Origin of the sequence: Bradyrhizobium zhengyangense, from assembly GCF_022012435.1 — a bacterium.
GTDB classification, from domain to species: domain Bacteria; phylum Pseudomonadota; class Alphaproteobacteria; order Rhizobiales; family Xanthobacteraceae; genus Bradyrhizobium; species Bradyrhizobium zhengyangense.
This window is the reverse complement of sequence record NZ_JAKLUA010000039.1, coordinates 1-22,866: the sequence shown is the minus strand read 5'-3', so window position 1 is coordinate 22,866 and position 22,866 is coordinate 1. Positions and strand designations below refer to the sequence as shown.

The 22,866-nt window shown below is 58.8% G+C and carries 26 protein-coding genes and 3 pseudogenes; 21 read left to right on the top strand and 8 right to left on the bottom strand.

The features are described 5' to 3' along the window. Both L6637_RS40840 and L6637_RS40835 read left to right on the top strand, forming a co-directional pair. A pseudogene (locus tag L6637_RS40840) lies at window positions 1–129 on the top strand (IS5/IS1182 family transposase); the annotation flags it as partial. After that, window positions 129–473 (top strand): hypothetical protein, encoded by a 345-nt coding sequence (locus tag L6637_RS40835; protein ID WP_237874266.1) that lies wholly within the window; start codon window positions 129–131, stop codon window positions 471–473. The pseudogene L6637_RS40840 and the gene L6637_RS40835, both read left to right, overlap by 1 nt. A 16-nt stretch (window positions 474–489) precedes the next feature. Here the strand turns inward: L6637_RS40835 and L6637_RS40830 are convergent, their stop codons facing one another. Continuing rightward, window positions 490–669 carry a hypothetical protein gene (locus L6637_RS40830; RefSeq protein ID WP_237874265.1) on the bottom strand — a complete coding sequence of 60 codons (180 nt, stop codon included), beginning with the start codon at window positions 667–669 and terminating at the stop codon, window positions 490–492. 661 nt (window positions 670–1,330) lie between these two features. On the opposite strand from L6637_RS40830, the gene tnpA reads away from it, so the two are divergent. The 4 genes from tnpA to L6637_RS40810 all read left to right on the top strand — a co-directional run bounded on the left by tnpA (window position 1,331) and on the right by L6637_RS40810 (window position 4,027). Beyond that, window positions 1,331–1,726: an IS66-like element accessory protein TnpA gene (gene tnpA / locus L6637_RS42970; protein ID WP_377803221.1), complete on the top strand. Its 396-nt coding sequence runs from the start codon at window positions 1,331–1,333 to the stop codon at window positions 1,724–1,726. Next, window positions 1,723–2,070 (top strand): IS66 family insertion sequence element accessory protein TnpB, encoded by a 348-nt coding sequence (gene tnpB, locus L6637_RS40820; RefSeq protein ID WP_271566441.1) that lies wholly within the window; start codon window positions 1,723–1,725, stop codon window positions 2,068–2,070. Before tnpA ends, tnpB begins: the two co-directional genes overlap by 4 nt. Window positions 2,071–2,141: 71 nt before the next feature. Continuing rightward, on the top strand, window positions 2,142–3,791 hold the full coding sequence (gene tnpC, locus L6637_RS40815) for an IS66 family transposase (RefSeq protein WP_237874263.1): 1,650 nt from the start codon (window positions 2,142–2,144) through the stop codon (window positions 3,789–3,791). After that, the gene (locus tag L6637_RS40810) at window positions 3,788–4,027 is read left to right on the top strand and encodes a hypothetical protein (protein WP_237874262.1); all 240 of its coding nucleotides are present in this window, start codon (window positions 3,788–3,790) and stop codon (window positions 4,025–4,027) included. The genes tnpC and L6637_RS40810 overlap by 4 nt, the downstream gene beginning before the upstream one ends. Before the next feature lie 148 nt (window positions 4,028–4,175). Here the strand turns inward: L6637_RS40810 and L6637_RS40805 are convergent, their stop codons facing one another. Next, window positions 4,176–6,911 carry a type VI secretion system tube protein Hcp gene (locus tag L6637_RS40805; RefSeq protein ID WP_237874261.1) on the bottom strand — a complete coding sequence of 912 codons (2,736 nt, stop codon included), beginning with the start codon at window positions 6,909–6,911 and terminating at the stop codon, window positions 4,176–4,178. Between the two features lie 465 nt (window positions 6,912–7,376). On the opposite strand from L6637_RS40805, the gene L6637_RS40800 reads away from it, so the two are divergent. Further along, on the top strand, window positions 7,377–8,543 hold the full coding sequence (locus L6637_RS40800) for a CaiB/BaiF CoA transferase family protein (RefSeq protein WP_237874260.1): 1,167 nt from the start codon (window positions 7,377–7,379) through the stop codon (window positions 8,541–8,543). Beyond that, a complete protein-coding gene (locus L6637_RS40795) occupies window positions 8,540–9,469 on the top strand; it encodes an HpcH/HpaI aldolase/citrate lyase family protein (RefSeq protein ID WP_237874259.1) in 930 nt (309 codons plus the stop codon). Before L6637_RS40800 ends, L6637_RS40795 begins: the two co-directional genes overlap by 4 nt. Before the next feature lie 166 nt (window positions 9,470–9,635). Here the strand turns inward: L6637_RS40795 and L6637_RS40790 are convergent, their stop codons facing one another. The 4 genes from L6637_RS40790 to L6637_RS40780 all read right to left on the bottom strand — a co-directional run bounded on the left by L6637_RS40790 (window position 9,636) and on the right by L6637_RS40780 (window position 11,596). Then, entirely contained in the window at window positions 9,636–9,902 is a 267-nt protein-coding gene (locus tag L6637_RS40790; RefSeq protein ID WP_237874258.1) for a PilZ domain-containing protein, read from the bottom strand. 12 nt (window positions 9,903–9,914) lie between these two features. Beyond that, window positions 9,915–10,148: a hypothetical protein gene (locus L6637_RS40785; RefSeq protein WP_237874257.1), complete on the bottom strand. Its 234-nt coding sequence runs from the start codon at window positions 10,146–10,148 to the stop codon at window positions 9,915–9,917. Between the two features lie 244 nt (window positions 10,149–10,392). Then, window positions 10,393–10,527 carry a hypothetical protein gene (locus tag L6637_RS42540; RefSeq protein WP_271604952.1) on the bottom strand — a complete coding sequence of 45 codons (135 nt, stop codon included), beginning with the start codon at window positions 10,525–10,527 and terminating at the stop codon, window positions 10,393–10,395. Window positions 10,528–10,546: 19 nt separating this feature from the next. Then, window positions 10,547–11,596 (bottom strand): HD-GYP domain-containing protein, encoded by a 1,050-nt coding sequence (locus L6637_RS40780; protein ID WP_237874256.1) that lies wholly within the window; start codon window positions 11,594–11,596, stop codon window positions 10,547–10,549. Between the two features lie 902 nt (window positions 11,597–12,498). On the opposite strand from L6637_RS40780, the gene L6637_RS40775 reads away from it, so the two are divergent. From L6637_RS40775 to L6637_RS40760, 5 genes are all read left to right on the top strand, one after another. Next, the gene (locus L6637_RS40775; protein ID WP_237874254.1) at window positions 12,499–12,807 is read left to right on the top strand and encodes a PilZ domain-containing protein; all 309 of its coding nucleotides are present in this window, start codon (window positions 12,499–12,501) and stop codon (window positions 12,805–12,807) included. 13 nt (window positions 12,808–12,820) lie between these two features. Next, window positions 12,821–13,135 (top strand): hypothetical protein, encoded by a 315-nt coding sequence (locus tag L6637_RS40770; RefSeq protein ID WP_237874253.1) that lies wholly within the window; start codon window positions 12,821–12,823, stop codon window positions 13,133–13,135. A gap of 835 nt (window positions 13,136–13,970) precedes the next feature. Beyond that, entirely contained in the window at window positions 13,971–14,432 is a 462-nt protein-coding gene (locus L6637_RS40765) for a hypothetical protein (protein WP_237874252.1), read from the top strand. A gap of 22 nt (window positions 14,433–14,454) precedes the next feature. After that, window positions 14,455–14,577, top strand: a complete 123-nt coding sequence (locus L6637_RS42535) for a hypothetical protein (protein WP_271604948.1) — start codon at window positions 14,455–14,457, stop codon at window positions 14,575–14,577. Window positions 14,578–14,935: 358 nt separating this feature from the next. Beyond that, window positions 14,936–15,106, top strand: a complete 171-nt coding sequence (locus L6637_RS40760) for a hypothetical protein (protein ID WP_237874251.1) — start codon at window positions 14,936–14,938, stop codon at window positions 15,104–15,106. A 95-nt stretch (window positions 15,107–15,201) separates the two neighbouring features. Here the strand turns inward: L6637_RS40760 and L6637_RS40755 are convergent, their stop codons facing one another. Further along, entirely contained in the window at window positions 15,202–16,182 is a 981-nt protein-coding gene (locus L6637_RS40755) for an ABC transporter substrate-binding protein (RefSeq protein ID WP_237874250.1), read from the bottom strand. A gap of 202 nt (window positions 16,183–16,384) precedes the next feature. On the opposite strand from L6637_RS40755, the gene L6637_RS40750 reads away from it, so the two are divergent. The 6 genes from L6637_RS40750 to L6637_RS40730 all read left to right on the top strand — a co-directional run bounded on the left by L6637_RS40750 (window position 16,385) and on the right by L6637_RS40730 (window position 20,468). Continuing rightward, on the top strand, window positions 16,385–17,017 hold the full coding sequence (locus L6637_RS40750) for an ATP-dependent DNA ligase (protein WP_237874249.1): 633 nt from the start codon (window positions 16,385–16,387) through the stop codon (window positions 17,015–17,017). 862 nt (window positions 17,018–17,879) lie between these two features. Next, window positions 17,880–18,128 (top strand): hypothetical protein, encoded by a 249-nt coding sequence (locus L6637_RS40745; RefSeq protein ID WP_237874247.1) that lies wholly within the window; start codon window positions 17,880–17,882, stop codon window positions 18,126–18,128. 347 nt (window positions 18,129–18,475) lie between these two features. After that, window positions 18,476–18,769 carry a hypothetical protein gene (locus tag L6637_RS40740; RefSeq protein ID WP_237874246.1) on the top strand — a complete coding sequence of 98 codons (294 nt, stop codon included), beginning with the start codon at window positions 18,476–18,478 and terminating at the stop codon, window positions 18,767–18,769. 369 nt (window positions 18,770–19,138) lie between these two features. Continuing rightward, complete coding sequence (locus tag L6637_RS40735; RefSeq protein ID WP_237874245.1) at window positions 19,139–19,927, top strand: outer membrane protein; 789 nt, start codon at window positions 19,139–19,141, stop codon at window positions 19,925–19,927. 66 nt (window positions 19,928–19,993) lie between these two features. Then, entirely contained in the window at window positions 19,994–20,290 is a 297-nt protein-coding gene (locus L6637_RS42745; RefSeq protein WP_333909310.1) for an addiction module antidote protein, read from the top strand. Further along, the gene (locus L6637_RS40730; protein ID WP_237874244.1) at window positions 20,277–20,468 is read left to right on the top strand and encodes a hypothetical protein; all 192 of its coding nucleotides are present in this window, start codon (window positions 20,277–20,279) and stop codon (window positions 20,466–20,468) included. The genes L6637_RS42745 and L6637_RS40730 overlap by 14 nt, the downstream gene beginning before the upstream one ends. Window positions 20,469–20,848: 380 nt before the next feature. Here L6637_RS40730 and L6637_RS40725 read toward each other — a convergent pair. Then, window positions 20,849–21,139, bottom strand: a pseudogene (locus L6637_RS40725) (IS66 family transposase); the annotation flags it as partial. Here L6637_RS40725 and L6637_RS40720 point away from each other — a divergent pair. Beyond that, window positions 21,139–21,389 (top strand): annotated as a pseudogene (locus L6637_RS40720) (transposase); the annotation flags it as partial. The pseudogenes L6637_RS40725 and L6637_RS40720 sit on opposite strands and share 1 nt — an antisense overlap. Before the next feature lie 372 nt (window positions 21,390–21,761). Continuing rightward, a complete protein-coding gene (locus L6637_RS40715; protein ID WP_333909311.1) occupies window positions 21,762–22,109 on the top strand; it encodes a PilZ domain-containing protein in 348 nt (115 codons plus the stop codon). Window positions 22,110–22,866: the final 757 nt, after the last annotated feature.

Below are 22,866 nucleotides of genomic sequence, written 5' to 3'. Positions count from 1 at the left end.
ATCAAAACGGTCGCCGGGCAAGAGAAGACCAGCTTCCGTGGCCGTGATCGCGTCGGATGGGCCTTTACCTTCGCTGCAACCGCCTACAATCTGGTGCGGCTGCCCAAGCTGATCGCGGAGACCGGCTGATGGCCAAGGCGCCCGGCTTCGCCAAGGCCTTTGTCGGCCGCTGGCGCATCGTCGAGATGGACTTCTGGGACAGCGACTTCCTCGACCTCGTCGAAGAGGCGCATCTCACCTTCGAAGGCAAGTCCGACGGTGAAATCGCGTTCGGTGCGCTGAAAGGCTTTCTCGACGTCCGGTACGGCACCCGCGACGGATCGGCCTGCGCCGAGTTCCCATGGCAAGGGCACGACGAAGATGACCCGTCCTGCGGTCGCGGATGGGCTACGATCGGCACTGCGGGCAGGCTCGTCGGCCACTTCTACATCCACAATGGCGACGATTCAGCCTTCGTTTGCGAACGCGGCTGAGTTCTTCAACACCCTGCTAGGCCGACAAACCGTTACCTGCATGCCGGACGGCTAGCTTGCGCTGCCGTTCAGCATTGATCGCAAGCCGCTTTACTAAGTCGGCCTCGGCCATCCAAAAGACTTCGTCTTCGCCCTGCATTTTCGAACGCTCAACGCAAAACGCCGACTTAGCTTGAAAGTATTGTTTCGTTTCCATACAGCTTCTCCCTGCCATCTCTCTGTAGCAAGCAATATGCCAATTCTCTGTCAGCCAGTTCACACTTTGTCTGTGCAATTATGAGCTTAGGAACCGGCTGTGGAGTGAAAAGGTTAGCGAGAAGCTTGCTTTCGGCACGCTGTGGAAGCAACTCCCAACATTTCTGCTGCTTCGGTTGTGCCCTAGGTTTCACCCGCATCCACTGCGCGTAGCTCGCTAGTTCTGACCAACACCTTGAACAGCACCGCTGGATGATCGCCGCGTCGCCCGGTCGCCAACGGTCGATGTCCTCAAAGCGCATCCCGTCGAGATCAAGTTTTCGACAAACTCATCGGCAACGCGAAGAGGATTGCTCCCGCCGACCCAATACTCGAGACATTCCGGCAAAAACGTTGATTGAACGCGATCCGCGCGTTCAATGAACCGTCGCATCGATCGTCTCCGAAATCCCCGAGACGATATCTATTCGACTCTTTGTTTTCACGCAGCAAAGGACACAAGCCGGCAGCCTACCGCTGCCCAAATTTCGTCGGCAGTGGCCCCGAAACCCAACGTCGACGCGGGGTGTATCAGCGTATCCCTCCGGCGTCGGCCGCCTTGTGTAGTTTGAGGGGCGGCCCGAGGATTTGACCTTAAGTCTAGCTTTAAGGTCACGGGGCGAATGCAGGTCAATGTGTTGGGCGCCGAGCGTCGGCGACGATGGAGTTACGACGAGAAGGTTCGCCTTGTCGAAGAGACCTTGCAGGCCGGCGAGACGGTCTGCGGCGTCGCACGCCGGCACGGGGTGGCTCACAGCCTGCTGTTCACCTGGCGTCGACAAGCGCGCCAGGGTCGACTGGGCGGAGATTCCGTGTCAGCTCTCGTTCCCGTCGAGATCACGCCGGTGGCGGCTCCGATCTCGAGCGACGCGCCACAACCGGCATCTTCCCCGCCTGCGCAGCGTGCAAGGGCTGGAATCATCGAGATCGAGCTTGGCGGCGGCTGTCGCGTTCGCGTTGACCGTGACGTAGACGTTGAGGCGCTGCAGCGAGTTCTTGAGCTGCTGCGGCGACGATGATCCCGATTCCGAGCGGCGTCAGGGTTTGGATCGCCACTGGCCACACCGACATGCGTCGCGGCATGCGAAGCCTGGCTCTTACGGTTCAGGAGAGCCTGAAGCGCGATCCGCACGCTGGCGATCTCTACATCTTCCGGGGCCGCCGCGGCGATCTAGTCAAGATCCTTTGGCATGACGGGTTAGGCATGTCGCTCTACGCCAAGCGTCTGGATCGCGGCAAGTTCATCTGGCCGTCGGCCTCGGCCGGCGCGGTGTCGATCTCCGCGGCGCAGATGGCTTATATGCTGGAAGGAATTGACTGGAGGAATCCGCAACTGAGCTGGCGACCGCAGAGCGCGGGCTGATCTAGGAAAATCTGCGGTTGCCGGCATTTTGAGGAGTCCCAACGCGTCCAACTTGTGATTCACTGCGTCGCATGGATGCTGATCGCGACGCTGTTCCGGATGACATTGCCGTCCTGAAAGAGGCGCTGGCAGTCGAGCGCGCGAAGGGTTTGGAGGTCGCCGCTGAACTCGCGGTCGCCCGCGCGAAAGCGTCGCAAGACGAAGCGCTGATTGCCCAGCAGAAGCTGCAGATCGCCAAGCTAAAACATCAGATCTATGGGCAACGGTCAGAGCGTTCCGCGCGGCTGATCGAGCAGTTGGCGCTGACGTTCGAAGAGCTGGAAGCCGACGCCACCGAGGACGAGCTTGCGGCGGAACGGGCCGTGGCGAAGACGACGACGGTGCGTGGATTTACGCGCCAGCGTGCCGAGCGCCAGACCTTCCCTGAGCATCTGCCACGGGAACGGGTGGTGATCGATGGGCCTACGGCTTGTGAATGCTGCGGCAGCAATCGCCTTCGCAAGCTCGGCGAGGATGTGACCCGCACGCTGGAAGTGGTGCCGCGCCAGTGGAAGGTGATCGAGACGGTTCGGGAGAAGTTCTCCTGCCGCGACTGCGAGAAGATCAGCCAGGCGCCGGCCCCATTCCATGCCATCGCCAGGGGATGGGCTGGCCCGAGCCTCCTGGCCATGATCATGTTCGAGAAGTTCGGCCAACATCAGCCGTTGAACCGCCAGGCCGAGCGCTACGCTCTGGAAGGCGTGCCGATCGCACTGTCGACCATGGCGGATGCCGTTGGGGCGGTCTGTGCCTCGCTAGATCCGTTGCTGCGCCGCCTCGAGGCCCATGTCATGGCGGCCGAGCGCCTTCATGCGGACGATACGACCGTGCCGGTGCTGGCTAAGGGTAAGACCGACACGGGGCGGTGCTGGATCTACGTGCGGGACGACAAGCCATTTGGTGGAGCCGGCCCGCCAGCGGCGATGTTCTACTACTCGCGCGACCGCAAGGGCGAGCATCCCCAGGGGCATCTGGCCCGATATGCCGGCATCCTGCAGGCCGACGCCTATGACGGGTACAACCAACTCTATCTGGCGGGACGCCAGCCCGGACCGATACGGGAGGCTGCCTGCTGGTCGCATGGAAGGCGTCCGTTCTTCGCCATGGCCGACATCGAAGAGAATGCGCGGCGCAAGGCTGCCGGCAAAAAGGAGATCCCGCTCTCGCCCATCGCGGTCGAGGTCGTGCGCCGGATCGATGCGCTGTTCGAGATCGAACGCTCCATCAATGGCAGGAGCGCGGAGGAGCGTGTTCAGGTGCGGCAGACGCTGAGCCGTCCCTTGGTCGATGATCTTCAGGTCTACATGCGGGAACAGCTCGCCAAGCTCTCCCGTGGGCACGACCTGGCCAAGGCGTTCAACTATATCCTGAAGCGATGGACGAGCTTCACGCTGTTCCTGGAAGATGGACGCGTGTGTCTCTCCAACAATGCCGCCGAACGGGGCTTGCGAGGCATCGCTCTTGGACGGAAGTCCTGGCTGTTCTGCGGATCTGATCGCGGAGGGCGGCGCGCCGCAGCCATGTACAGCCTCATCGTCACGGCGAAAATGAACGGCATCGACCCGCAGACCTGGCTCGCCGATATCCTCGCCCGCATTGCCGCCCATCCGGCTCATCGGCTGGACGAACTTCTGCCCTGGAATTGGACGCCGGCGTCAGCACTCTCCGCTCGAGCGGCATGACCACGCACGTCAACAAGGTCCATCACGTCACCACCATCACCCAGGTCGCGAAAGACCTCGGCGAAGACGAAGATTGGCTGTGGGACATCGCCAACGAAATGGAGATCGAGGACGGCGTCATCTGGGTCTATGGCGTCGGAGAACACGGCATCCAGGCGTTCACCGACTTTGGAATCGAAAACCTCATCGAGCTGATCAGGTTCTATAGAGAGAACCCTGGACTGCTCAGGCGGTAACCCTGCGGCCTACGCCGAATGGATACGTATCAGCTGACGGCTGGAGGTTTCGTCGACCAGTTGTTGGAATGCGGTCAGTGAACGAGATAGCTGATGCACCACCTTTTTGTCTCGGCGCACATTTTGATCGTGATGTCTGTCGGACTAATCAGACCAAGAATAGATCCGTGTGCAGATGCGCAAACGCGGTCAGGGTATCATGGTCGACCGGCGCCAGGGAGCCTCCGGTAAAGTTGAAGGTTTGACCGGCAGTCAGCGCTCCCTTGTCGTCCTGGCCAGCGATGGTCTCGCTTCCCCTGTTGAAGTTGAAGGCGATCGCCGTATCGTGGCCGCCATCACTGGCATAGCCTGCCACCGTCGCATCGCTCAGCTTCAGATCATAGATCTTCTGCAGCGTATCGCCTTGCGGCTTTAGACCGACGAGCTCGATCGTGGGGATGTGCTTGCCGGTGGCCGCATCCCCCAGCAGCGTCACCAGCCCTGGCGAGAGCTTGCCGATGTCGACCGTCAGCGGATCGAACTGCGCTTTGCCGGCCCCGCCCCCGCCACCTGCAGTGCTCAGCTTGGTCAGCTCGTTGAACGTGAACTCGTCAACCGTGAAGGCGCCCTCATAGCCCTTCACCGTCGAATCGCCCTTGATCCCGTCCACCTTCAAGAGGTAGGTCAGCTGGGCGCCACTGTGATCGTGCGCAAACGCGGTCAGGGTATCATGGTCGACCGGCGCCAGGGAGCCTCCGGTAAAGTTGAAGGTTTGACCGGCAGTCAGCGCTCCCTTGTCGTCCTGGCCAGCGATGGTCTCGCTTCCCCTGTTGAAGTTGAAGGCGATCGCCGTATCGTGGCCGCCATCACTGGCATAGCCTGCCACCGTCGCATCGCTCAGCTTCAGATCATAGATCTTCTGCAGCGTATCGCCTTGCGGCTTTAGACCGACCAGCTCGATCGTGGGGATGTGCTTGCCGGTGGCCGCATCCCCCAGCAGCGTCACCAGCCCTGGCGAGAGCTTGCCGATGTCGACCGTCAGCGGATCGAACTGCGCTTTGCCGGCCCCGCCCCCGCCACCTGCAGTGCTCAGCTTGGTCAGCTCGTTGAACGTGAACTCGTCAACCGTGAAGGCGCCCTCATAGCCCTTCACCGTCGAATCGCCCTTGATCCCGTCCACCTTCAAGAGATAGGTCAAGGCCTTGCTGGACAAGATATTGACGGTGACAGTTCCCAAGCTGCTTTGCGGGTCCGGCTCACCATTCGTGGTTCCGTCGTCCGTGACGGTATAATTGAATGATGCTTCTCCGACATAATCCTTATCAGGCGTGTAGGCGATTTGGCCGTCTGCCAGAGAGACCTGGCCGTGTGTGTCTGCAGTTCGAGAGACAGATGTCACCAATAGATGTTGTCCAGCCTCATTGGCGGGACCGGGCGTGTCATTGGCACTCAAATCTGATGCAGCAAACACGATCTGCTTGTTTTCGCTGCCGGTCTTAAAATCCCCGGCGGTTACCGGGGCATCGTTCACCTCGCTAACACTAAGCTTGAACGTTGCAGTATCAGACGTGAGGTCTCCATCGTTGGCTTGGAAAGTAAAGGAATCATTGCCGTTAAAGTCTGGGCTTGGGGTGAAAACAAATGAACCATCTGCCTGAAAGTCTATCGTTCCGTGCTGAGGGCCGCTGACAAGATTAAACGCAATCGAGCCTGTGAGCGGGTCGGGAACAATCGCGCTGACCTGCCCTGAAATGCTGTGGTCTTCGCTCCCCGACAGGGTACCATCCTGCGCGACCGGTGGTTGATTGACATTAAAAACGTGGATGGCTTCAGCGCCGTATTCCAGGTCGAGCGTAGTGATCCCGCTGTTATCCACGCCCAAGGTTTTGGCGGCTGCCAAACCGAAGCTGTAGTCTACAGCAAGGTGGCTGGCATCGCCGCCCCCGTGATAGCCGAGGACATCGACCTCCTTGAACGGTGTCCCGGAGGCCAGCATCTGGAATAGCTTTGGATCGAGCCCGAGCTGGGAGAAGCTCAGATGCAGCGGATTAAAGGTGACCTTGCCCGCCCCCGCTCCCGTCGACTGACTGCCGATATTGAGCGTCTGGTCGTCGCTGAACGAGAAGCCGTGCAGGCCGAACAGCTTGTTGCCGTCGACCGTGAAGGTCGTCCCGTCATACATCGAGAAGCGCACATAGTAGTGCAGTGATGCACCTGCGCTGTCGGGCGCAACTCCGCTGGTCGGCAATGTCAGTGGCGCCGCCAGCGGCGCGATCGTATGAACGCCGTCGCTGAAGCCGGAGATGTTCTTGACACGGTTCCAGGACGATGTTGCATCCGGCATCGACGAGTACGATCCGTCGAGATGCTGATTGTAGATCTGGATGGCTTCAGCGCCGTATTCCAGGTCGAGCGTAGTGATCCCGCTGTTATCCACGCCCAAGGTTTTGGCGGCTGCCAAACCGAAGCTGTAGTCTACAGCAAGGTGGCTGGCATCGCCGCCCCCGTGATAGCCGAGGACATCGACCTCCTTGAACGGTGTCCCGGAGGCCAGCATCTGGAATAGCTTTGGATCGAGCCCGAGCTGGGAGAAGCTCAGATGCAGCGGATTAAAGGTGACCTTGCCCGCCCCCGCTCCCGTCGACTGACTGCCGATATTGAGCGTCTGGTCGTCGCTGAACGAGAAGCCGTGCAGGCCGAACAGCTTGTTGCCGTCGACCGTGAAGGTCGTCCCGTCATACATCGAGAAGCGCACATAGTAGTGCAGTGATGCACCTGCGCTGTCGGGCGCAACTCCGCTGGTCGGCAATGTCAGTGGCGCCGCCAGCGGCGCGATCGTATGAACGCCGTCGCTGAAGCCGGAGATGTTCTTGACACGGTTCCAGGACGATGTTGTATCGGACATAAATAATCTCCGAACAAAGCTACCGATGCACGAAGGCCCTTTGTGAGATGCCTACTCAATTCAGATTGGCAGCGCAGTCGAGATAGCTTCGGATGAAAAAGGACGCTGAAAAAACACCGGCAATTTAGAGAGATATCAAATCTTACCGCATCACTTCTGTCAACAACCCCAGCGATTCGCGCAATGACTGGCTGGACGGTTCCTTTGTGAGGCACTTCACAAAGCGTCAGCTTGCTTGAGCCAGCGATACAACACGATTGGCACGTCCGCCCTTCCGTTTGGAGATCTCTCTCCTTTAGGCACCAAGCCCTCCGCTCTTCAAGCGCGAGGCGACCAAGGCACTCAATCGGTAAGGCAGCCGCGCGCGCCCGGCGAGCCCATCACCAGTGTGGTCATAATCGATAGCTTGCTGCCCGCGCGGGATTGGATAGGCTGAAGCACGAATACAGAAGGTGAGGCTTCAGCATGGATAGAAATGACGCGGATTTGCCGCTGTCGGGGGTGACCGTTGTCTCCCTCGAACAGGCGATAGCAGCCCCTCTCGCCAGTCGGCATCTTGCGGACTGGGGAGCGCGCGTCATCAAGATCGAGCGACCGGGTGAGGGAGATTTCTGCCGGGACTACGACCATGTGATGAATGGCATATCGAGCCAGTTCGTCTGGACCAACAGGTCCAAGGAAAGTCTCGCAATCGACATCAAAAGCCCGCAAGGCAAAGAGGTTCTCGACGCCTTGCTTCCGAGAGCAGATGTCTTCGTTCAGAACCTCGCCCCAGGCGCTGCAAACCGACTGGGGTTGGACTCAGCAACGCTTTTGCGGAGGTTTCCCCGCCTTATCGCCTGCGACGTTTCAGGGTATGGGTCCGATGGTCCCTACAGCGACAAGAAGGCTTACGACCTCTTGGTTCAATGCGAGGCTGGTGTGCTCGCAGTAAATGGTACAGAAGCTGAGCCCGCGAAGGTCGGACTGTCCGTCGTGGACATCGCGACCGGCATGTACATTCTCAACGGGGTTCTGATGGCTCTGTACCGGCGGGAGAAGACCGGCAAGGGCACTGCTTTTCAGGCGTCTTTGTTCGATTCGATCGCGGATTGGATGAGCTATCCGGCCTATTATACGCACAGCACCGGAGCACCGCTTCCCAGGACGGGGGCAAAGCACGCGACTATCGCGCCGTATGGTCCGTTCCGGGTCGGGGATGGCAAGACGATCTTCTTCGGAATTCAGAACGACAGGGAATGGAAGGCTCTGTGCTCCCTAGTCTTAGGAGACCCGGGCTTGGCAGACCATCCGCTGTACTGCACCAATCCGCTCCGCATGCAGAATCGGGACGCGCTGCAGCGGCACATCGAGGAACGTTTTGCTTCCAAGACCAGCGAGGAGGTGCTGCGGTTGCTCGATGAGGCGTCGATCGCCAACGCAAGAATGAATTCCGTCGAATCCTTCCTTCAGCACGAACAGCTTCGGAATCGTGGCCGGGTTCGAACTGTGGAGACCGAGTGCGGTCCAGTGATGAGCTTCCTGCCAGCTCTCACCATTCCCGGCTTCTCACCTCGGATAGATCCCGTACCGGCGGTCGGACAGCACAATCGATCCATTCTCGCCGAACTTGGCCTTGGGGAGAAGACGTGACGAATCACGATCAGCGTCCAACCCGCGCGTATTTGGCCGTGCCTGCACATCGTTCCGAGATGGTCGTTAAAGCAGCCGATTCGGCGGCAGATGCGGTCTTCATGGATCTTGAGGACGCCGTCCCGCCGTCCGAAAAGAAAACAGCGTTGGACGAGGCCGTCCGTTCGTTGACCTCCCTAAATTGGGAAGAGAAACTCGTCGCGGTGCGCCTAAACCGGGTCGACAGCCCATTCATCGAGCGCGAAATCCGCGCATTGGCGGCGCTTCCCAGACTGGATTCGGTGATCGTGCCGAAGGCCGAGCGGGCGAGCGACATTTGCGGGATAGCGGATGGGTTGCGAGCCGCGGCCCCGGATCGCGCGAAGCCCATCGAGCTCGAATTACTGATCGAAACGGCGCTGGGACTTGTTAATGTCGACCTGCTCGCCGCTTCTCACTCAAGCGTGGGGGCCCTTCATCTCGGCGTTGGGGATTTCGCGGCCTCGATTGGAGCGCGATCCTCGGGGATCGGGGCTTCGCCAGAGGGCTATCGCCACGTGGGCTCCGCTCAGAGCGGCTATCCAAACGTGCCGTTAGATCTCTTTGCCTACCCCATGATGCGCGTTCTGGTAGCGGCACGGGCGTTCGGGCTCCGTGCCGTCGACGGTCCGTGCGGCGCTTTTCGCGATGCCAAGATGACCGCAAGCAGCGCACTGAAGGCGGCGGCGATGGGCTTCGACGGCAAGCAGGTGATCCATCCGAGCCAGATCGAACCGACGCTAAACGCCTTCCGGCCATCCGATGACGAACTAACGTGCGCCCGGAGGATCGTCGAGGCGATGGCCCAAGCCGAGGCGCGCGGAACGGGGGCTGTTACCTTGGACGAAAAGATGATCGATTACGCCAATGTCCGAATGGCGCAGAGGATCATCAAAATGGGGACCTAGGATGGATGCTTGTTTGGGAGGCGAAACGCTCCTGAAGCGGGATGCGCGTATTCGAGGTTATGCAGAAACGAGCCGCTAGCCGACGCTGTCATGCACCAGCACTACGCTCTATCGCAATTATCCAACGCGAAACGCGAAAAGCGAAATGATGCCGCTCGGACAACGGTCAAGCAGCGCCCTCCTCGGCGGGTTTGTCTACGAAGACGACACCGACACGATTGCCACTCGACCAGACCAGGCGGCAGTCTCTAACGCTGCGATCCTTTTCAAACATCAATTGGAAAATTGACCTCATATGCTGCTTTGTCGGGAGCTCAATTGCCGCACCTTTATCCGAGATGTTGAACACGCGGCAACGTAGGCTGGCGCCGTCACCCGAGATGTAAGCGATCTCGTCGACGTTTGTACGCTCTACTTCGCGACGCTCCTCCATGAGGTCACCTCCTCATCCGCGCACCGGCAGATCATCGCTCGCGATTTGCTCTAACAGCCGAAAGTGTCGTGCGATCCGCACGGCGAGATCCGAGCGCTCTTTTGCGAGGGCGTTGCGTTGTTCGAGCACGTCGTGTCCGTCACGCTCAAGGACATCGATCAGCGCGCCTTGGTCATCGATATACCGTCTTCTAGCTTTGATTTCCCGCGCAAGTTGCGCTACTTCGGCTTCGAATTTTGGGGTCATGGCAATCCTCGCACCCGGCGGCTTTGCCGGGGAAAGCCGCAAGCTTGCCGGAAGTTAGCTGCGAAATGGTTACGATGGTCCGCCGGAGGATTAACCGCTCGAAACCCGAACAATGGGTGTTCGCGACATCAGGCTGCGAAATGTCAGTCCCGGGAAGATTCGGATATTGGACGTTATGGAAGAATTTCTAAATTACCTATGCCTTGTTATGGAAGAAGTCGACCGATGGTCGCTTCGATGAGTTCTAGTAGAACATCGCCGCCGGCGGCCCGGCGCCGCCAAACGGCCGGTCGTCCCGGACGTCGATCCAGCACCGTGCCGTATCGGTCTTGCCCTTGGCCAGCACTTCGGCCAAGACAATATGCCAATCGTGTGTCATATGGTCTCTATCCTGCTCCTTACCTCGTTAGAGCTACCTCTCTGAAGGCACCAACCAGCGGCTTCTCCAGCTTGCCGTCCATGCCGCTGACAATACCATAGGCGTCCTCACGTGACATGGTGGAACGGTATGGTCGATGTTCGATCAGCGCAGCAAAGATATCGCAAATCGTCAGCAACCGAACGATATCGGAGATGCTGTGTGCGGACAGCCCGTCGGGATACCCGCTGCCGTCGAGATATTCATGATGGTGACGGACTGCATCGAGTACTTCTGGCGAGATACCTGCGTTGTCTTTGAGGGCTTCGTAACCAGCCACCGGGTGAGTCTCAATCAGGTCGCGTTCGCCCCCGTCGAGGCGACCCGGTTTGTCGAGAATTGAAAGCGGAATAGCGGCCTTGCCGATGTCGTGAAACATAGCGGCTGTGTATAACCTTTCCATGTCAATCTGTTTCAAACCCAGGCTCAAGCCGAAATCGACGGCAACGCCTGTTACCAGGAGACAATGCTGATAAGTCCCCTCATGATGACGCCGAACGGATTCGAGCCAATTCGACAGGCCATGCTCGGCAATACTGTCTGCGATCTTTTTGCCCGCATCTCTTGCTTCGTCGACATCGACCGCCCCACCTCTCAACACCGCCTGGAACATCGATGCTATGCTCGAGGCTCCCGCCGCGGTCACGACCCGCACGCCCATCCTAGTTGCACCGATCTCGATAGGCGATGACCTCGACTGGTCCAATTCAGCCATCAGCTGCGCAGGCGTGAGCGTGCTGGGAAGAACCTGAGTCGCTCCAAGCGCGTAGGCCTGCGCTATCGAGAGCCTTCTGGTTTGCTCGACCAAAAACACGCGCCGACGAACCTGGTTTAGCCTTGCTGCCCGTTCCTTGAGAGCGGAAATGCTTTCCAGGTTGCGCATATCCGCGTCGATGACTATGGCATCGACTGCCGCAATTTGTAGAGCCCCCCCGCCTAATAGTTCGGAGCTAAGAGTGTATTCCGAAGTAAGACTCGCGCGCAATCTTGAGAGCTTGCCAAGGGTGTCGCCAATGAGGTGGACTCGCATGATCAGCTTCCGGTTAGTCCTCAAATAGCGGTCGATGGCTGGATACTTCGGATGGGTTGGAAGCCCGTTGTGCGCTCGACGCACCTGACTAAGAGAAGAGCGAGATTCACGGAATCGACAGCAGGCGTGAGATCACTCCTAGCGCTGAAGCGGAATTTTCAAGTAAATAGTTGCGTTAAAAATTTTACCAAGCTGGAGAGCGTCGAGCAACCGTCCCGCACACCCTAGGTTGTTACGTCCGCAGCTTACGATCCCCAAAGATGATCGAAGTCGAGTAGATCGCGGTGGCGTAGGTGAAGCCCTGCAGCGTCACCAGCCCCAAGCCGCCAGCGGGGCGCTCTCCCGCGCAGTCTATCGCTACGTCGGCAGCTCGCCGCCGATGCCTGTTTTCATGCATCCGCACCAAGCCAGCACCGAAGTCACGTCGGACTATCCGGCAGCCCGCAGCACACGGGACAAGATGCCTTTTAAGGTTGGATGGAGCAGCAAAGGTCCCCCACCAAGGCTCGCGCGGTTGCGCTGGCAAACAATCCGAGTGCACGGGTGAGGCAGCGAATCAATCTCCGGCTGTACAGACATGAACCATCCGCGCCCGTATTTGTGTGCAACTCATACGGCGCACGTTCTCGTGATGCAATCGCACAACTTTCTCTTAAATAATTTGTGTGAAACTGCGTTCATCGGATTTTAATCGTTGAAAGGGACTGCCGGAGCACCAATTTCCGGCAAAGGTCATTTCGAACTCAGCAGTTCGGAGCTGCGCTCGTAGCGGTCCTGCGCCTAGCGCTCGCAAGGTTCTATTTCAATCCTTGTGCGCGTTGCGAGGCTCAAGTGTTCACGGAAGCGGCGCGCAAGGAGGCGCCGCACTCATTCAAGAATGGATAATTGGCTGAGAATTGCAAATGCTCGGAAGCAATCGAAAATCGGAACGTATCCGGTTTGACCATAAGCATACCGTCAGGATCATGGGCGTGGACGGGACATGGCAGCGAAGCTGCGTCCTTCTCGACGCTTCAACGACGGGCGCCCAGCTTGAGGTCGATGGGTCAGTCGAGCCGCTGAAGGCACAGGAATTCTTTCTGGTGTTATCGTCTACAGGACTGGCATTTCGACGGTGCGAACTGATTTGGGTTGACGGGAGCCGTGTTGGTGTTCGGTTTGTCGGCGCCAAGACAAACAGAAGTGGTCAACGGGTGGTCATTGGTTCGTAATAGGACGTGGGGTATGCAAAATGACATGCGAAGATTTATATCCGCGATGTTGGATTGCATGACGCACTGCGCAACAGAGGCAACAATCGACCGCGAGTGGAGGACAGTTAACGTTGCGGATATGCGAGATGCTTATGATTTGTTGATCCGCAAGTTGGCTCGGATCGGGCCCGACCCGCTAACAGGACAACAGGGCGCGCTGCTCGCGATGGCCTTCGACGATGATATCAGCGAGCTACAACATCTTCTTGCCGATTGTGGATCTGAAAGAGATATCACTGACAAACTGCAAGACATCTTAAAAACAATCAGCTATTTGCGCTGGTGACATCGAAACTCGCGTCATCTGCTCGCAGGTGAGTGCGCGCTATGGGATCCCTTACAGCCGAAAACCCTAAGTAGATTGTGTCACTGGTCTTGCGAATAGTCCGATGACGCCCGCAGACGTGCGAGCTTTTCTGCGTCAATTGCGGCTCTTATCTCTCGCGCCGCTTTCAAGGCCCGCCGCATGAAGGGGTCTTCCGTATCCTTCGTGAAGGTAATGAGGCGGCACACGCTGATGGCAGTTGATCTGATGGCCGTCACGCACCCTCAGTGATCGTCGTTGAACAGCTTAGTGCAGAACGGGCATCTGACTTTGACTTTGTCGTCCATCAACGACGACCTCTACCGATTTGACAAGCGATGATTGTCATCCAGGACAAGGATCGGCCCCACCGTCGTGTAAAGATTTGCTTTGAATATGATAACGGCGACGAATTCTGCCGTTATCGGGACTGAGTGGCGTCGAGGCTTCTGGAGCGGCCCGCCGCCGAGCGCGGCGGATCGTGGGGACGGCGGCGGAGCAGGATCAGCGCGTGCTCGCCGCCTGATGGCACGGCAACGTCCCAGGGAAAATCAATAGTTCTACCGACTTCATTACGAGAGGAAAAATGTCCTAGCATCCGTCGGCTATGGGATGCACAAGCGCCCAAGTCTAGGGAAGAACGGTCAAAGTCCAACCAGCCCCGGACCGGGCCTATCGTTTTCAGCGTTCCAGCAACGGAGCAGCGCTCGCCTAGCAATTTACGAATTACCTGCACCGCGCTCAGGCCCTGTACAACGCCATAATCTCAGCTCAATCGGCTAAGACGCTCCCAGCTAGCGATACCGGGAGAACCACCGTGATCCGTACCATGGCGCTGGGCGTACTCTTCTTGGCCGGGGCAGGTGCGATCGGACCGTTAGCGCGGGACACTGCGCCGAAGCCTAGTAAACAGCTGGGATTTCCGGTCGCGGTTGGTACCAGAGCCGATCGTCTGCCGATCACCATCAGACAGATCAGCGATATGGATGTTCTGAATGCGGACCAGTTGCATCCTCTTTTCCCGCAGCATCAGCGGACCGTTCAGGCCAACGCAGACAGGCCGAGCGAAGAGCCTAGAATCGTGTCCCGGCACTGGCACGATCCCACCGATCTCAAGCTGAAGAAAGTGAATCACTCTACTGCTAACCCTGGCACTTCGCAGTTGAGCAAGCGAGCCGCTGATGCAAACGCGCGCCAGATCGTAGAAGCGAAAGACTGCCGTTCAGACGGACTGTACCCTTTACTTAGAAAGATGAACCTGTCTCCGCCATGTACTTGAGCGCGCCACCTGCACCAGACACATGGATGACCCGCACCAAGTGAACGCGATTATTACGACAGCGATTTGTGATGCGATGAAGGACAGCCCTGAAAAGCAATTCGGGATCGAGCAGGCGAAAGTTCTTGCAAAGCTCATCGTGTAAGCTTTGAACAATGCCGGGCTGTAGATCACTGCAACCGACAGTAAAGATAATTCTCAGAGCAAAACTTCTTAGCGCGATCCGCAAGTCCGCTTCAGTCATTAATGGCTGACGCATCAGTGGCTGGGGGCGGTCGTCCCTCGAAGATAAACACAGACACGCACGATCGCGCTCTATGGCATCAATGCAGCCGTTCCTTTAGCTTCCTGATCAGCTCCCGCAGATCGTCGGCGTATGCCGCGATGTTCCGCAGCGCCTCGTCCATCAGTCACTCGCGCGGCTTGGGCACGGGCTTGGGTTTCGGCGCGGGGGCGTTTGTCGGACGGGGGTCATCATCGAATGATCACGATGGGGGCCGCCGGTGTCCGTTGACGTCGATCAAATGAAGACTGATCTGGAACGACTGTTCCTATGGCCGCTTGTTTCTGAGGAATTTCGCGCGGGCATCACGCTCGCCCAGGAGCGCGATTGGATCGAGCTGCACGAGTCGAGGAAGCTTCTGCGGCTGACGCAGACAAACTCTCTCGCTTGACCCTGAGAGCTGCAGCTCTCGCCCGCTTTGCCCCGAGAAGCGGATCAAAAGCAGACGTGCTCAGGCGCGACGGGCCAAGAACCGAAGTCGCTGCCCTATTCGATCACTTCGTCCGCGAGCGCCGCCAGTGTCGATGGAATTTCGAGCCCTATCGACTTCGCAGTCTTTAGATTGATGACGAACTGGTAGCGTGTTGGCTGTTCTACTGGGAGATCGGCTGGCGTCGTACCCTTGAAAATGCGATCGACCATCGCTGCAGCGCGTTCGAAGGATTCGCTTGAATCGGCTCCATAGGACATCAAGCCGCCGTCACGAACGATCGAGTCTGCTTCGTAGATCGCCGGCAGCCGGTGTGTGGCAGCATAGTCGATCACTCGCTTGCGGTTGAGTAGGGTCAGTGAGTCCGAAACCATCAAAATGGCGTCGGGCGGATCGCGCGTCATCGCCTCGAAAGCTTCATTGAAGTCATCAGGTTCCCGAACGCCAAGCGGCTGAACCGTAATTCCAACGCCCTGCGCAGCCTTTGCTGATGTCTCGTAACGCATCGACATGCCGAGATCATCCTTATTCCAAATCATCGCGACGCGGTGAAGTCTGGGCAACAAGGCCGTCAGCAAAGAAAGGCGTTTGGTGGAAAGTGTCGATGCGTCATCCGCTATGCCGGTCACGTTTCCGCCCGGATGCGCGAGACTTTCGACCAACCCGGTCTTGACCGGATCGCCAGAGCCGGACGCGAGCACTGTCGGAACGCCCGATACTTTGGCCGCGGATGCTGCCGGATAGCTGATAGTGACAACAACGTCCACGCCCGCCGCCTTCAGCTCCTGCATTAGCTTCGGCACCAACTCAAGCTTGCCCGAGGCGCCACGCGCCTCGTGGACCAAATTGTGTCCAACCACATAGCCACGTTTCGCCAGTTCGTTGAAGAAGACCTTACCACGGTCCGCCGCAGGAGAGATTGGGGGGCCGGCAGTGAGCGTCCCAACGCGATAAACCCTCGCGGTCTGAGCACGCGCAGCAAGGGGGCAAGCTGCTGCCACGCAGCTTACAAGAGCAAGAAACTCCCGTCGTCGCATGTCCGCCTCCAAGGTAGGAACGGTCAGTGTATCCGTCTAAACTTAGCAGGTGCGGTAGCTATCGAGCGAAATATGTTTGGTCGCTGCCGACTTCCGAGTTGGGTCACAAGGCGGTTTGCAGGCCGGCTTGGAGAAGGCCGGTTAGAGTCCCAGACCGGACTCTTCGGTCACGGCTGATATTGCCGGCTGTTCCTGACTCGCAATGTTGGCCGACTATACCCACATCCCGGCCATGCGCAGCACGTTCGAGCTATGCCTGCCGACCGTGGCGAAGATGGTGCCGACCGGCCCGGACTATCTCCACGAGATCAAATCGGACGGCTATCGGCTGCTGTGCATCCGCGACCATGGCCGCGTACGCCTGATCACGCGCGGCGGCAACGACTGGACCAAGCGGTTCCCGTGGATCGTGGAAGCGGCCCTGAAGAACCGAACCAAGAAATTCGCGATCGACGGCGAGGCCGTCGTGCTCGGCGCCGATCGCGTGTCCGACTTCAATGCCTTGCACAGTTGGAAGCACGATCAGGAGGTCCAGCTCTACGCCTTCAATGTCCTCGCCGTGGACGGAGACCACCTGCGCGGCCTGCCGCTCCACCTGCGGAAGACCAACCTGCAGCGGCTGCTTGCCCGGCCGCCGGACGGCATATTCGTCGCGCCGTTCGAGGCCGGCGAGTTCGGGCCGGAGTTGTTTCGCAAAGCCTGCGAGTTCGGGATTGAGGGTATCGTCAGCAAGCGGCGCGACCGGCCCTATCAGGCAGGACGATCGAGGCACTGGATGAAGGTGAAGAACCGGACGCACCCGGCGATGACGCGGGTGATGGAGGCGTTTGCGTGATCCTTGACCTATTGACAGTCTTCTTTATCGTCGCTGGTCTCGGTCTGCTCTGGCTGAACTTCCAAGAGCGGCACCGAAGCAAAGTTATCGTCAGTGGAAACGAGCACATTGATGGCCCCGATCCGGGTGGACGTTGACGGACCCAGCGTCCAGACGCAGCGACGGTGACTATCGTCGAATGAGCGCATCGTGGCCCACGACGTGGAACGAATTCTTGTCGATATCGATGCCGATCACGGCGATCGCGGTATTGAGTGTCTGAGACATGACGTGCTCCTTGTCTTTGGCGCCCCTTGCCAGCTTCGCTTGCTGGCGGGGTAGGAGCACGGGCGGACCATCCCAGCGGACTTCACGTAACATTCGCGTTGATTTACGCGGCGCGTTCCTTGTCTGAGTGCTCCTCCACGGCGGTCGCGGTTTCTTCCGATCCCTTTTTGTAATTGCCCGCGAACCTCTTAATACTATCGGCCTACATCCTCAGCATTGAGACCTGAAAGTGCATAATTGGTTTCAAGGCATTCATGCCGATTGCCGTCGCTGCCGCGATGCCTCTTTGTGGGTCCCGCGCAGAACGGCTAGAATTTGCGGATTTGTCTGACATGCTGTTCGCTCCTGATGCTTGGATCACAGAGCCCCAGCCAGGACATGCCCCGAGGCTGGGAATACGAGGCCCCCCGGCACCGGGTACGGTCGACAGATGCCCCTCCTCCCGAAGACACGGCGCCGATCTGACCACCCGTGAGGCTTCAGGCGGTGGATTTTTGTGTTTCGCTCGCCACGAAGCCAATTCCCCGAGCGGCGAAGCAGCTTTGAAACAATGCGCGCGTACCCTGATTGCCAATCAATAATGGGGATGGCGATCATGTTGAGCATGCTTTTGGACGCGATCTACGGCGAGGTCATTTCAGCCTCGGTTACCGGCATGAAGGCCCAGGGAGCGGCCAGCAGCCCACCTTCGAGCACCGCGGTCACGAGCGCTGCTTGGTTGCCGGAATTGATCGAGGCGCTGGATAACGTCGCTGCGCTTCCTGCGCCAGATCAATCCGAAATCGATGCTTGCAAGGCGCGGTTGCGGCTTCCTAGCGCACCAGTCCAAACTACGCTGCACTGAACGGGCAAACGCATGCGAGAGTGAACCAGCGCGGTTCTTGTCCGGAAATCGCGCGCTGGGCCTAACCATTCCCCGTTAGGTTTGGCTAAGCTGAAGTAAAAGCGATTCTCGGGACAGCTTATATTTGTTTGTGCAAGCCCCAGAACGCGATCAGCAGAAAGGCGACGGCCGCCATTCCGAGCAATAAGAGAACGGTTTCCAGCATGACGAATCAAGCTCCGTTCTCGTAGAGGGTACGCCGACGAAAACTCGCCTAATTGAGCTACGACGCGCAGTAGCTTGCCCGCCTTCCGGGCCACCACCGATTGACAATTTGCCTCTCGCCGACAGCGCGTTTCGACTGCGACATGGCCCGCCCTCGACGCAAAGACCGCACCGAACCTGACGGCCGCCAGCTCAAGATCACGCTGGGCGATCTGCGGTCGACGGGCGTGCGCGATCTGATCGTGTTTTGCCAGGACTATCGCTGCAGCCATATCATCAAGCTGCCAGCCGCGTACGTCGATCAATGGCCGGACGGGATCAGGATTTCTCAGCTTGAGCCACAGTTCGTCTGCATAAGTTGCGGCATGCGCGGGTCCAACATTGTCGCCGGCAGCAACAGCACCGAGAAGGCAATACTGCCGAGACCCGTCAATTAAGAATGCGGAATCGCTCGACTGCCTAGATCGGACCAAGCGCTGTCAACGAGCGGCAGCAAAAGAAAACCCGCCGGCCTCGACAGCTAGCGGGTTCTCCCCATGCCCATGCGTACCGCGGTCCTTGTCACCCAACCCGCGATAAATCGATTATGAAGCGAGGCGATTGACGTCAGGTTACCGCTCATTTCGCTACGCTCGCCACCAGGCTTTAGGTTCCAAGTACTTAACAAGCATCAAGAATTTTTTGCTTGCTTTACTGGCGGGTGTGGCTGGCCAGCTACAGCAACGTGCCCAAATCGGACCTACTATAAGTTGGCAGCGGGGCGTTAGACGCGGATTCCTTGACTCGTAATTGCTGCGGAGGCTCGAATGAAAAAATTTATCGTGGCTGCGGCCGGAACATTAGCACTCGGGATAGCGGCACCTGCCAGCGCGGCCGACCTCGCGGCTCGGCCCTACACCAAGGCGCCGCCGATGGTTGCCGCGATGTACGATTGGAGCGGCTTCTATATGGGCATCAACGGCGGGGGCGGCTCAAGCCATACCTGCTGGGACTTCGTCACGCCTGTGACCGGTACGCTGGTCGGTGAAGGCTGCCACAACGCAACCGGCGGCACGGCGGGTGGCCAGATCGGCTATCGCTGGCAATCGGCGCAGTGGGTGTTCGGCCTCGAAGGTCAGGGCAACTGGGCCGACTTCCGCGGAGACAATATCAGCACCGCATTTCCAGGCTCGGCACTTGTAACTGGTGATCGCAACCGCACCCGCATCGATGCCTTTGGTCTGATCACGGGCCAGGTCGGCTACGCTTGGAACAACGTGTTGCTTTACGTGAAGGGTGGCGGCGCGGTAGTCAGCACCAAGTTCGACATCTACGTCGCTGCGGGCACACCTGGTGCAGGCACCCTGCTGGCTTCTGCCGCTCGTGAGAATCGTTGGGGTGGCACCGTCGGCGCTGGACTGGAGTACAGCTTCGCGCCGAACTGGTCGGTCGGCGTCGAGTATGACCACATCTTCCTCGGTGATCTGACCCGAACTCTCACGACGCCGACGACTATAGCGGTGGCATTCCAGACCGACCGCATCCGCCAAGACGTTGACATGGGCCTCGTGCGCCTGAACTATAGGTTCGGCGGCCCGTTGCTCGCAAAGTACTGAGCAATTCCTATTGAGATAAACGAGGCCGGCTTCTTGAGCCGGCCTTTTCTTTTTGGGCGATTTTATATGACGAAAACATACCGACCAATTATCCCTCCAAAATTGGCTAACGAGCTAAACAAGGCGCTCGCCTCAGCTGACCCCAACGCAATTTGCAGAGCGATTGGAACGGCTCTTGTGGACTTCAACATCGCCGAAATGGCGAGGGAGACCGGGCTAGAGCGGCAGAGCATCTATCGTGCATTCAAAGGCCGTACAACGCTTCCGAATTTTACAACTCTTCTCGCTGTGCTCACGGCGATGGGCTTGCAGCTCAAGGTGACGCCCAAGCGGCAGCGGCACCGGAGAATTGCCGACGCTTAGAGAGACCTCGACTCGAGCGAAGCGAGAGAGAAACCGGCGTCCCTTCACGCTCAAGGCCAGCGGTGCCGAGTTCGGCGCCGGCATCGAATACGCGATCGAAATGGGCTGGGTGGAACTGCACGAGAGCGGGACCAATGTCCGGCTGTTGTCGCCTTGCGACAATCTCATGTCGCGCTGACCACCCGTAAATTTCACAGGAACGAAGGCTGCCCCCGAGGCTTCTGATTCTCGCTGGCCCATCGCCAGGCCAGCGGAGCGGCCCCCGGCTCATACCCGCCACACCCTGAGTGCGGATTCCGATCGATGTCGCCCAGGATTCCGAGATGATCTCGCCCACTATTCCGATTTGAAGTCGCCCACCCATTCCGAGACGATGTCGCCCACCGTTCCGGGATGATGTCGCCCGGGTATCGCAAGGGCGAACCCGGGGTGACGAGGCCTCTTCTGGCTCCCATAGGGTCACCCCTTTCGGCTTTGCGAAGGGGGACCCTGGCTGCCGACGGAGAGGCTTGCGATGCGCCGTGTGCGCGATGTGATCAGAATGAAGGCGGCCGGGTTACGGAAGCGCCACGGCATAAGGTCACCGATTCTGCTGTGGGGATAGCCGTCGATGATCGCCTCGAGTGTTTCCGCGATGTAGGCGGCCGGATTGACGTCGTTGAGCTTGCAGGTGGCGACGATCGACGCGAGCAAGGCCCAGTTTTCTGCCCCGATTTCATGACCGGCGAAGAGAGCGTTTTTCCTCGTCAAACAGACTGGCCGGATGGCGTTCTCGACCGGCTTGGTGTCGAGCTCGAGACGTCCGTCTTCGAGGAAGCGGGTCAGCCCTTGCCAATGATTGAGTGCATAACCTCGGCAGCCATAGGAGCAAAGCAGTGCGACAGCTCATCCGTTCGGTCGGCGCCAAGCTCTTCTTCCTGCTAAAATACTCACCCGACCTGAACCCGATCGAACAAGTCTTTGCCAAGCTCAAGCACCTGCTTCGCAAAGCGGCCGCGCGACCGTCGACGCTGTCTACGCCGCAGTCGGACACGCACTCGATGCCTTCACCCCAGAGGAATGTGCCAACTACCTCAAAAATTCAGGCTATCGAACTTAATGCCATCACGCTTTAGGCCCGCCAACCGGCGGGCCTTTTGCTATCGGGTCTAGATTTCGCGGCGCGAGGCAGGCCCGCCCGCGTGAACCAGCAGTCTCAAGGGATGAGCGGCGCCTTCGCGCGAGCTACTGCCGGTTGTGCCCGTGGAGGACCTCCCGGGAATCAGTGAATTGCGCGTATGTTCAGGCTTCCAGGAAGCTCGGGGCGTGCCATTGTCGATACAAAACAAGATTGCGAGCGCGATTGCTCTATTCGGCTTAGTGCCTGCACTTCTCGGCGCTTGGTTGACGTGGGGCCGTGGAGCACCCTGGTTATCGTCGGCGGCGCATCGTTCGCGTTCGGCTTGGCGGCGATTGATTAACGGATCCCTAATTGCTTCCGACGATTCGAGCGGGACTTTCTCCAACAAGTTTCAGCAATTACTCATCTGTTGCCCGTAGTTTTACTGGCATGGAAAAACGCCACGTACGCCGGCGGCGCGTCTTCAAAGCCGCGATGATCGAATTCCCGGGGGGCGCCTTCAGCTGCGTCGTTCGTGACCTCTCGGACTGTGGGGCCAATCTGGATGTCCCAAGTCAAATTGGTATTCCGCACGAGTTCATGCTGAGTATCCCGACGGCACAATTGCACCGGCTCTGTCGAGCGGTGTGGCGTTCGGACAAGCGGATCGGGATCGCCTTTGATTCCGCCGAATCCTCGTGTTTTCAGTTGTCGGCCTGACCACGTGTACTCCACATCCTTTCCCGGCACCTCGAGCCCGAGGAGCTGGAGGCAAAGGCCGCATCGATGCTCTGCTGACAGTCCCTGATAACGAAGAGGTAGTGGAGGCGACGCGGGACATCGCCCAACCAGTCATCCTACAGGACCGGTATGACAGCGAGATCGACTACACGATCGCCGCGTTTTGGGATGCAGGCTTCAGGGTCATGCTCGGTGACGACATGAACGGCTTCGTCGCCGAAACAAGAAATGGCCCGCGCTGGCGGCGATGGAGCACTATCCTGAGAGCGAGTTTGCGAAGAAGTATCGGGCCTGACGGCACAAAGGACCCGCTTTGGCGCGTTGTGCCTATCGGTCGATCATGCTTAAGCGATTAGAGTTCTGCCTGCCCCACGGCCGCCAAGGCCGTACCTGATGGCCCCGACTGGATCCACGAAATCACGGTTATCGCATGTCGCGCGGCGATCAGGATGGAAGGCAGCGTCAATCAAGGTGAGAGAGTTTCGCTGGGCTCGTGACGTAGGGAGGGCGTAGCCCGACCGGAGTTACGAGCCCAGCGTCGGCGCGATCCCGAGGAGGACCGCGCCGACTGGTGATCGCGGCCGGCGGGGTTATGCAAGTGGTTCTTCCGCCAAGAGGAATCACTCGCGTGCCCGGCCGACACATCACAGATCACCAGATGAGATGGGATGGTTGCCGCCCTCCCCAGACGGCATCGTAATGTGCCAAGAACGCAGTGTTTGAACCCCGAAGCGAA

What these genes read in the sequence shown, in the direction of transcription:
- L6637_RS40835 (WP_237874266.1), top strand. Translation starts at nt 129, where the DNA reads ATGGCCAAGGCGCCCGGCTTCGCCAAGGCCTTTGTCGGCCGCTGGCGC.
- L6637_RS40830 (WP_237874265.1), bottom strand. Translation starts at nt 669, where the DNA reads ATGGAAACGAAACAATACTTTCAAGCTAAGTCGGCGTTTTGCGTTGAG.
- tnpA (WP_377803221.1), top strand. Translation starts at nt 1,331, where the DNA reads ATGCAGGTCAATGTGTTGGGCGCCGAGCGTCGGCGACGATGGAGTTAC.
- tnpB (WP_271566441.1), top strand. Translation starts at nt 1,723, where the DNA reads ATGATCCCGATTCCGAGCGGCGTCAGGGTTTGGATCGCCACTGGCCAC.
- tnpC (WP_237874263.1), top strand. Translation starts at nt 2,142, where the DNA reads ATGGATGCTGATCGCGACGCTGTTCCGGATGACATTGCCGTCCTGAAA.
- L6637_RS40810 (WP_237874262.1), top strand. Translation starts at nt 3,788, where the DNA reads ATGACCACGCACGTCAACAAGGTCCATCACGTCACCACCATCACCCAG.
- L6637_RS40805 (WP_237874261.1), bottom strand. Translation starts at nt 6,911, where the DNA reads ATGTCCGATACAACATCGTCCTGGAACCGTGTCAAGAACATCTCCGGC.
- L6637_RS40800 (WP_237874260.1), top strand. Translation starts at nt 7,377, where the DNA reads ATGGATAGAAATGACGCGGATTTGCCGCTGTCGGGGGTGACCGTTGTC.
- L6637_RS40790 (WP_237874258.1), bottom strand. Translation starts at nt 9,902, where the DNA reads ATGGAGGAGCGTCGCGAAGTAGAGCGTACAAACGTCGACGAGATCGCT.
- L6637_RS40785 (WP_237874257.1), bottom strand. Translation starts at nt 10,148, where the DNA reads ATGACCCCAAAATTCGAAGCCGAAGTAGCGCAACTTGCGCGGGAAATC.
- L6637_RS42540 (WP_271604952.1), bottom strand. Translation starts at nt 10,527, where the DNA reads ATGACACACGATTGGCATATTGTCTTGGCCGAAGTGCTGGCCAAGGGC.
- L6637_RS40780 (WP_237874256.1), bottom strand. Translation starts at nt 11,596, where the DNA reads ATGCGAGTCCACCTCATTGGCGACACCCTTGGCAAGCTCTCAAGATTG.
- L6637_RS40775 (WP_237874254.1), top strand. Translation starts at nt 12,499, where the DNA reads ATGCTCGGAAGCAATCGAAAATCGGAACGTATCCGGTTTGACCATAAG.
- L6637_RS40770 (WP_237874253.1), top strand. Translation starts at nt 12,821, where the DNA reads ATGCAAAATGACATGCGAAGATTTATATCCGCGATGTTGGATTGCATG.
- L6637_RS42535 (WP_271604948.1), top strand. Translation starts at nt 14,455, where the DNA reads ATGGATGACCCGCACCAAGTGAACGCGATTATTACGACAGCGATTTGT.
- L6637_RS40755 (WP_237874250.1), bottom strand. Translation starts at nt 16,182, where the DNA reads ATGCGACGACGGGAGTTTCTTGCTCTTGTAAGCTGCGTGGCAGCAGCT.
- L6637_RS40750 (WP_237874249.1), top strand. Translation starts at nt 16,385, where the DNA reads ATGTTGGCCGACTATACCCACATCCCGGCCATGCGCAGCACGTTCGAG.
- L6637_RS40745 (WP_237874247.1), top strand. Translation starts at nt 17,880, where the DNA reads ATGTTGAGCATGCTTTTGGACGCGATCTACGGCGAGGTCATTTCAGCC.
- L6637_RS40740 (WP_237874246.1), top strand. Translation starts at nt 18,476, where the DNA reads ATGGCCCGCCCTCGACGCAAAGACCGCACCGAACCTGACGGCCGCCAG.
- L6637_RS40735 (WP_237874245.1), top strand. Translation starts at nt 19,139, where the DNA reads ATGAAAAAATTTATCGTGGCTGCGGCCGGAACATTAGCACTCGGGATA.
- L6637_RS42745 (WP_333909310.1), top strand. Translation starts at nt 19,994, where the DNA reads ATGACGAAAACATACCGACCAATTATCCCTCCAAAATTGGCTAACGAG.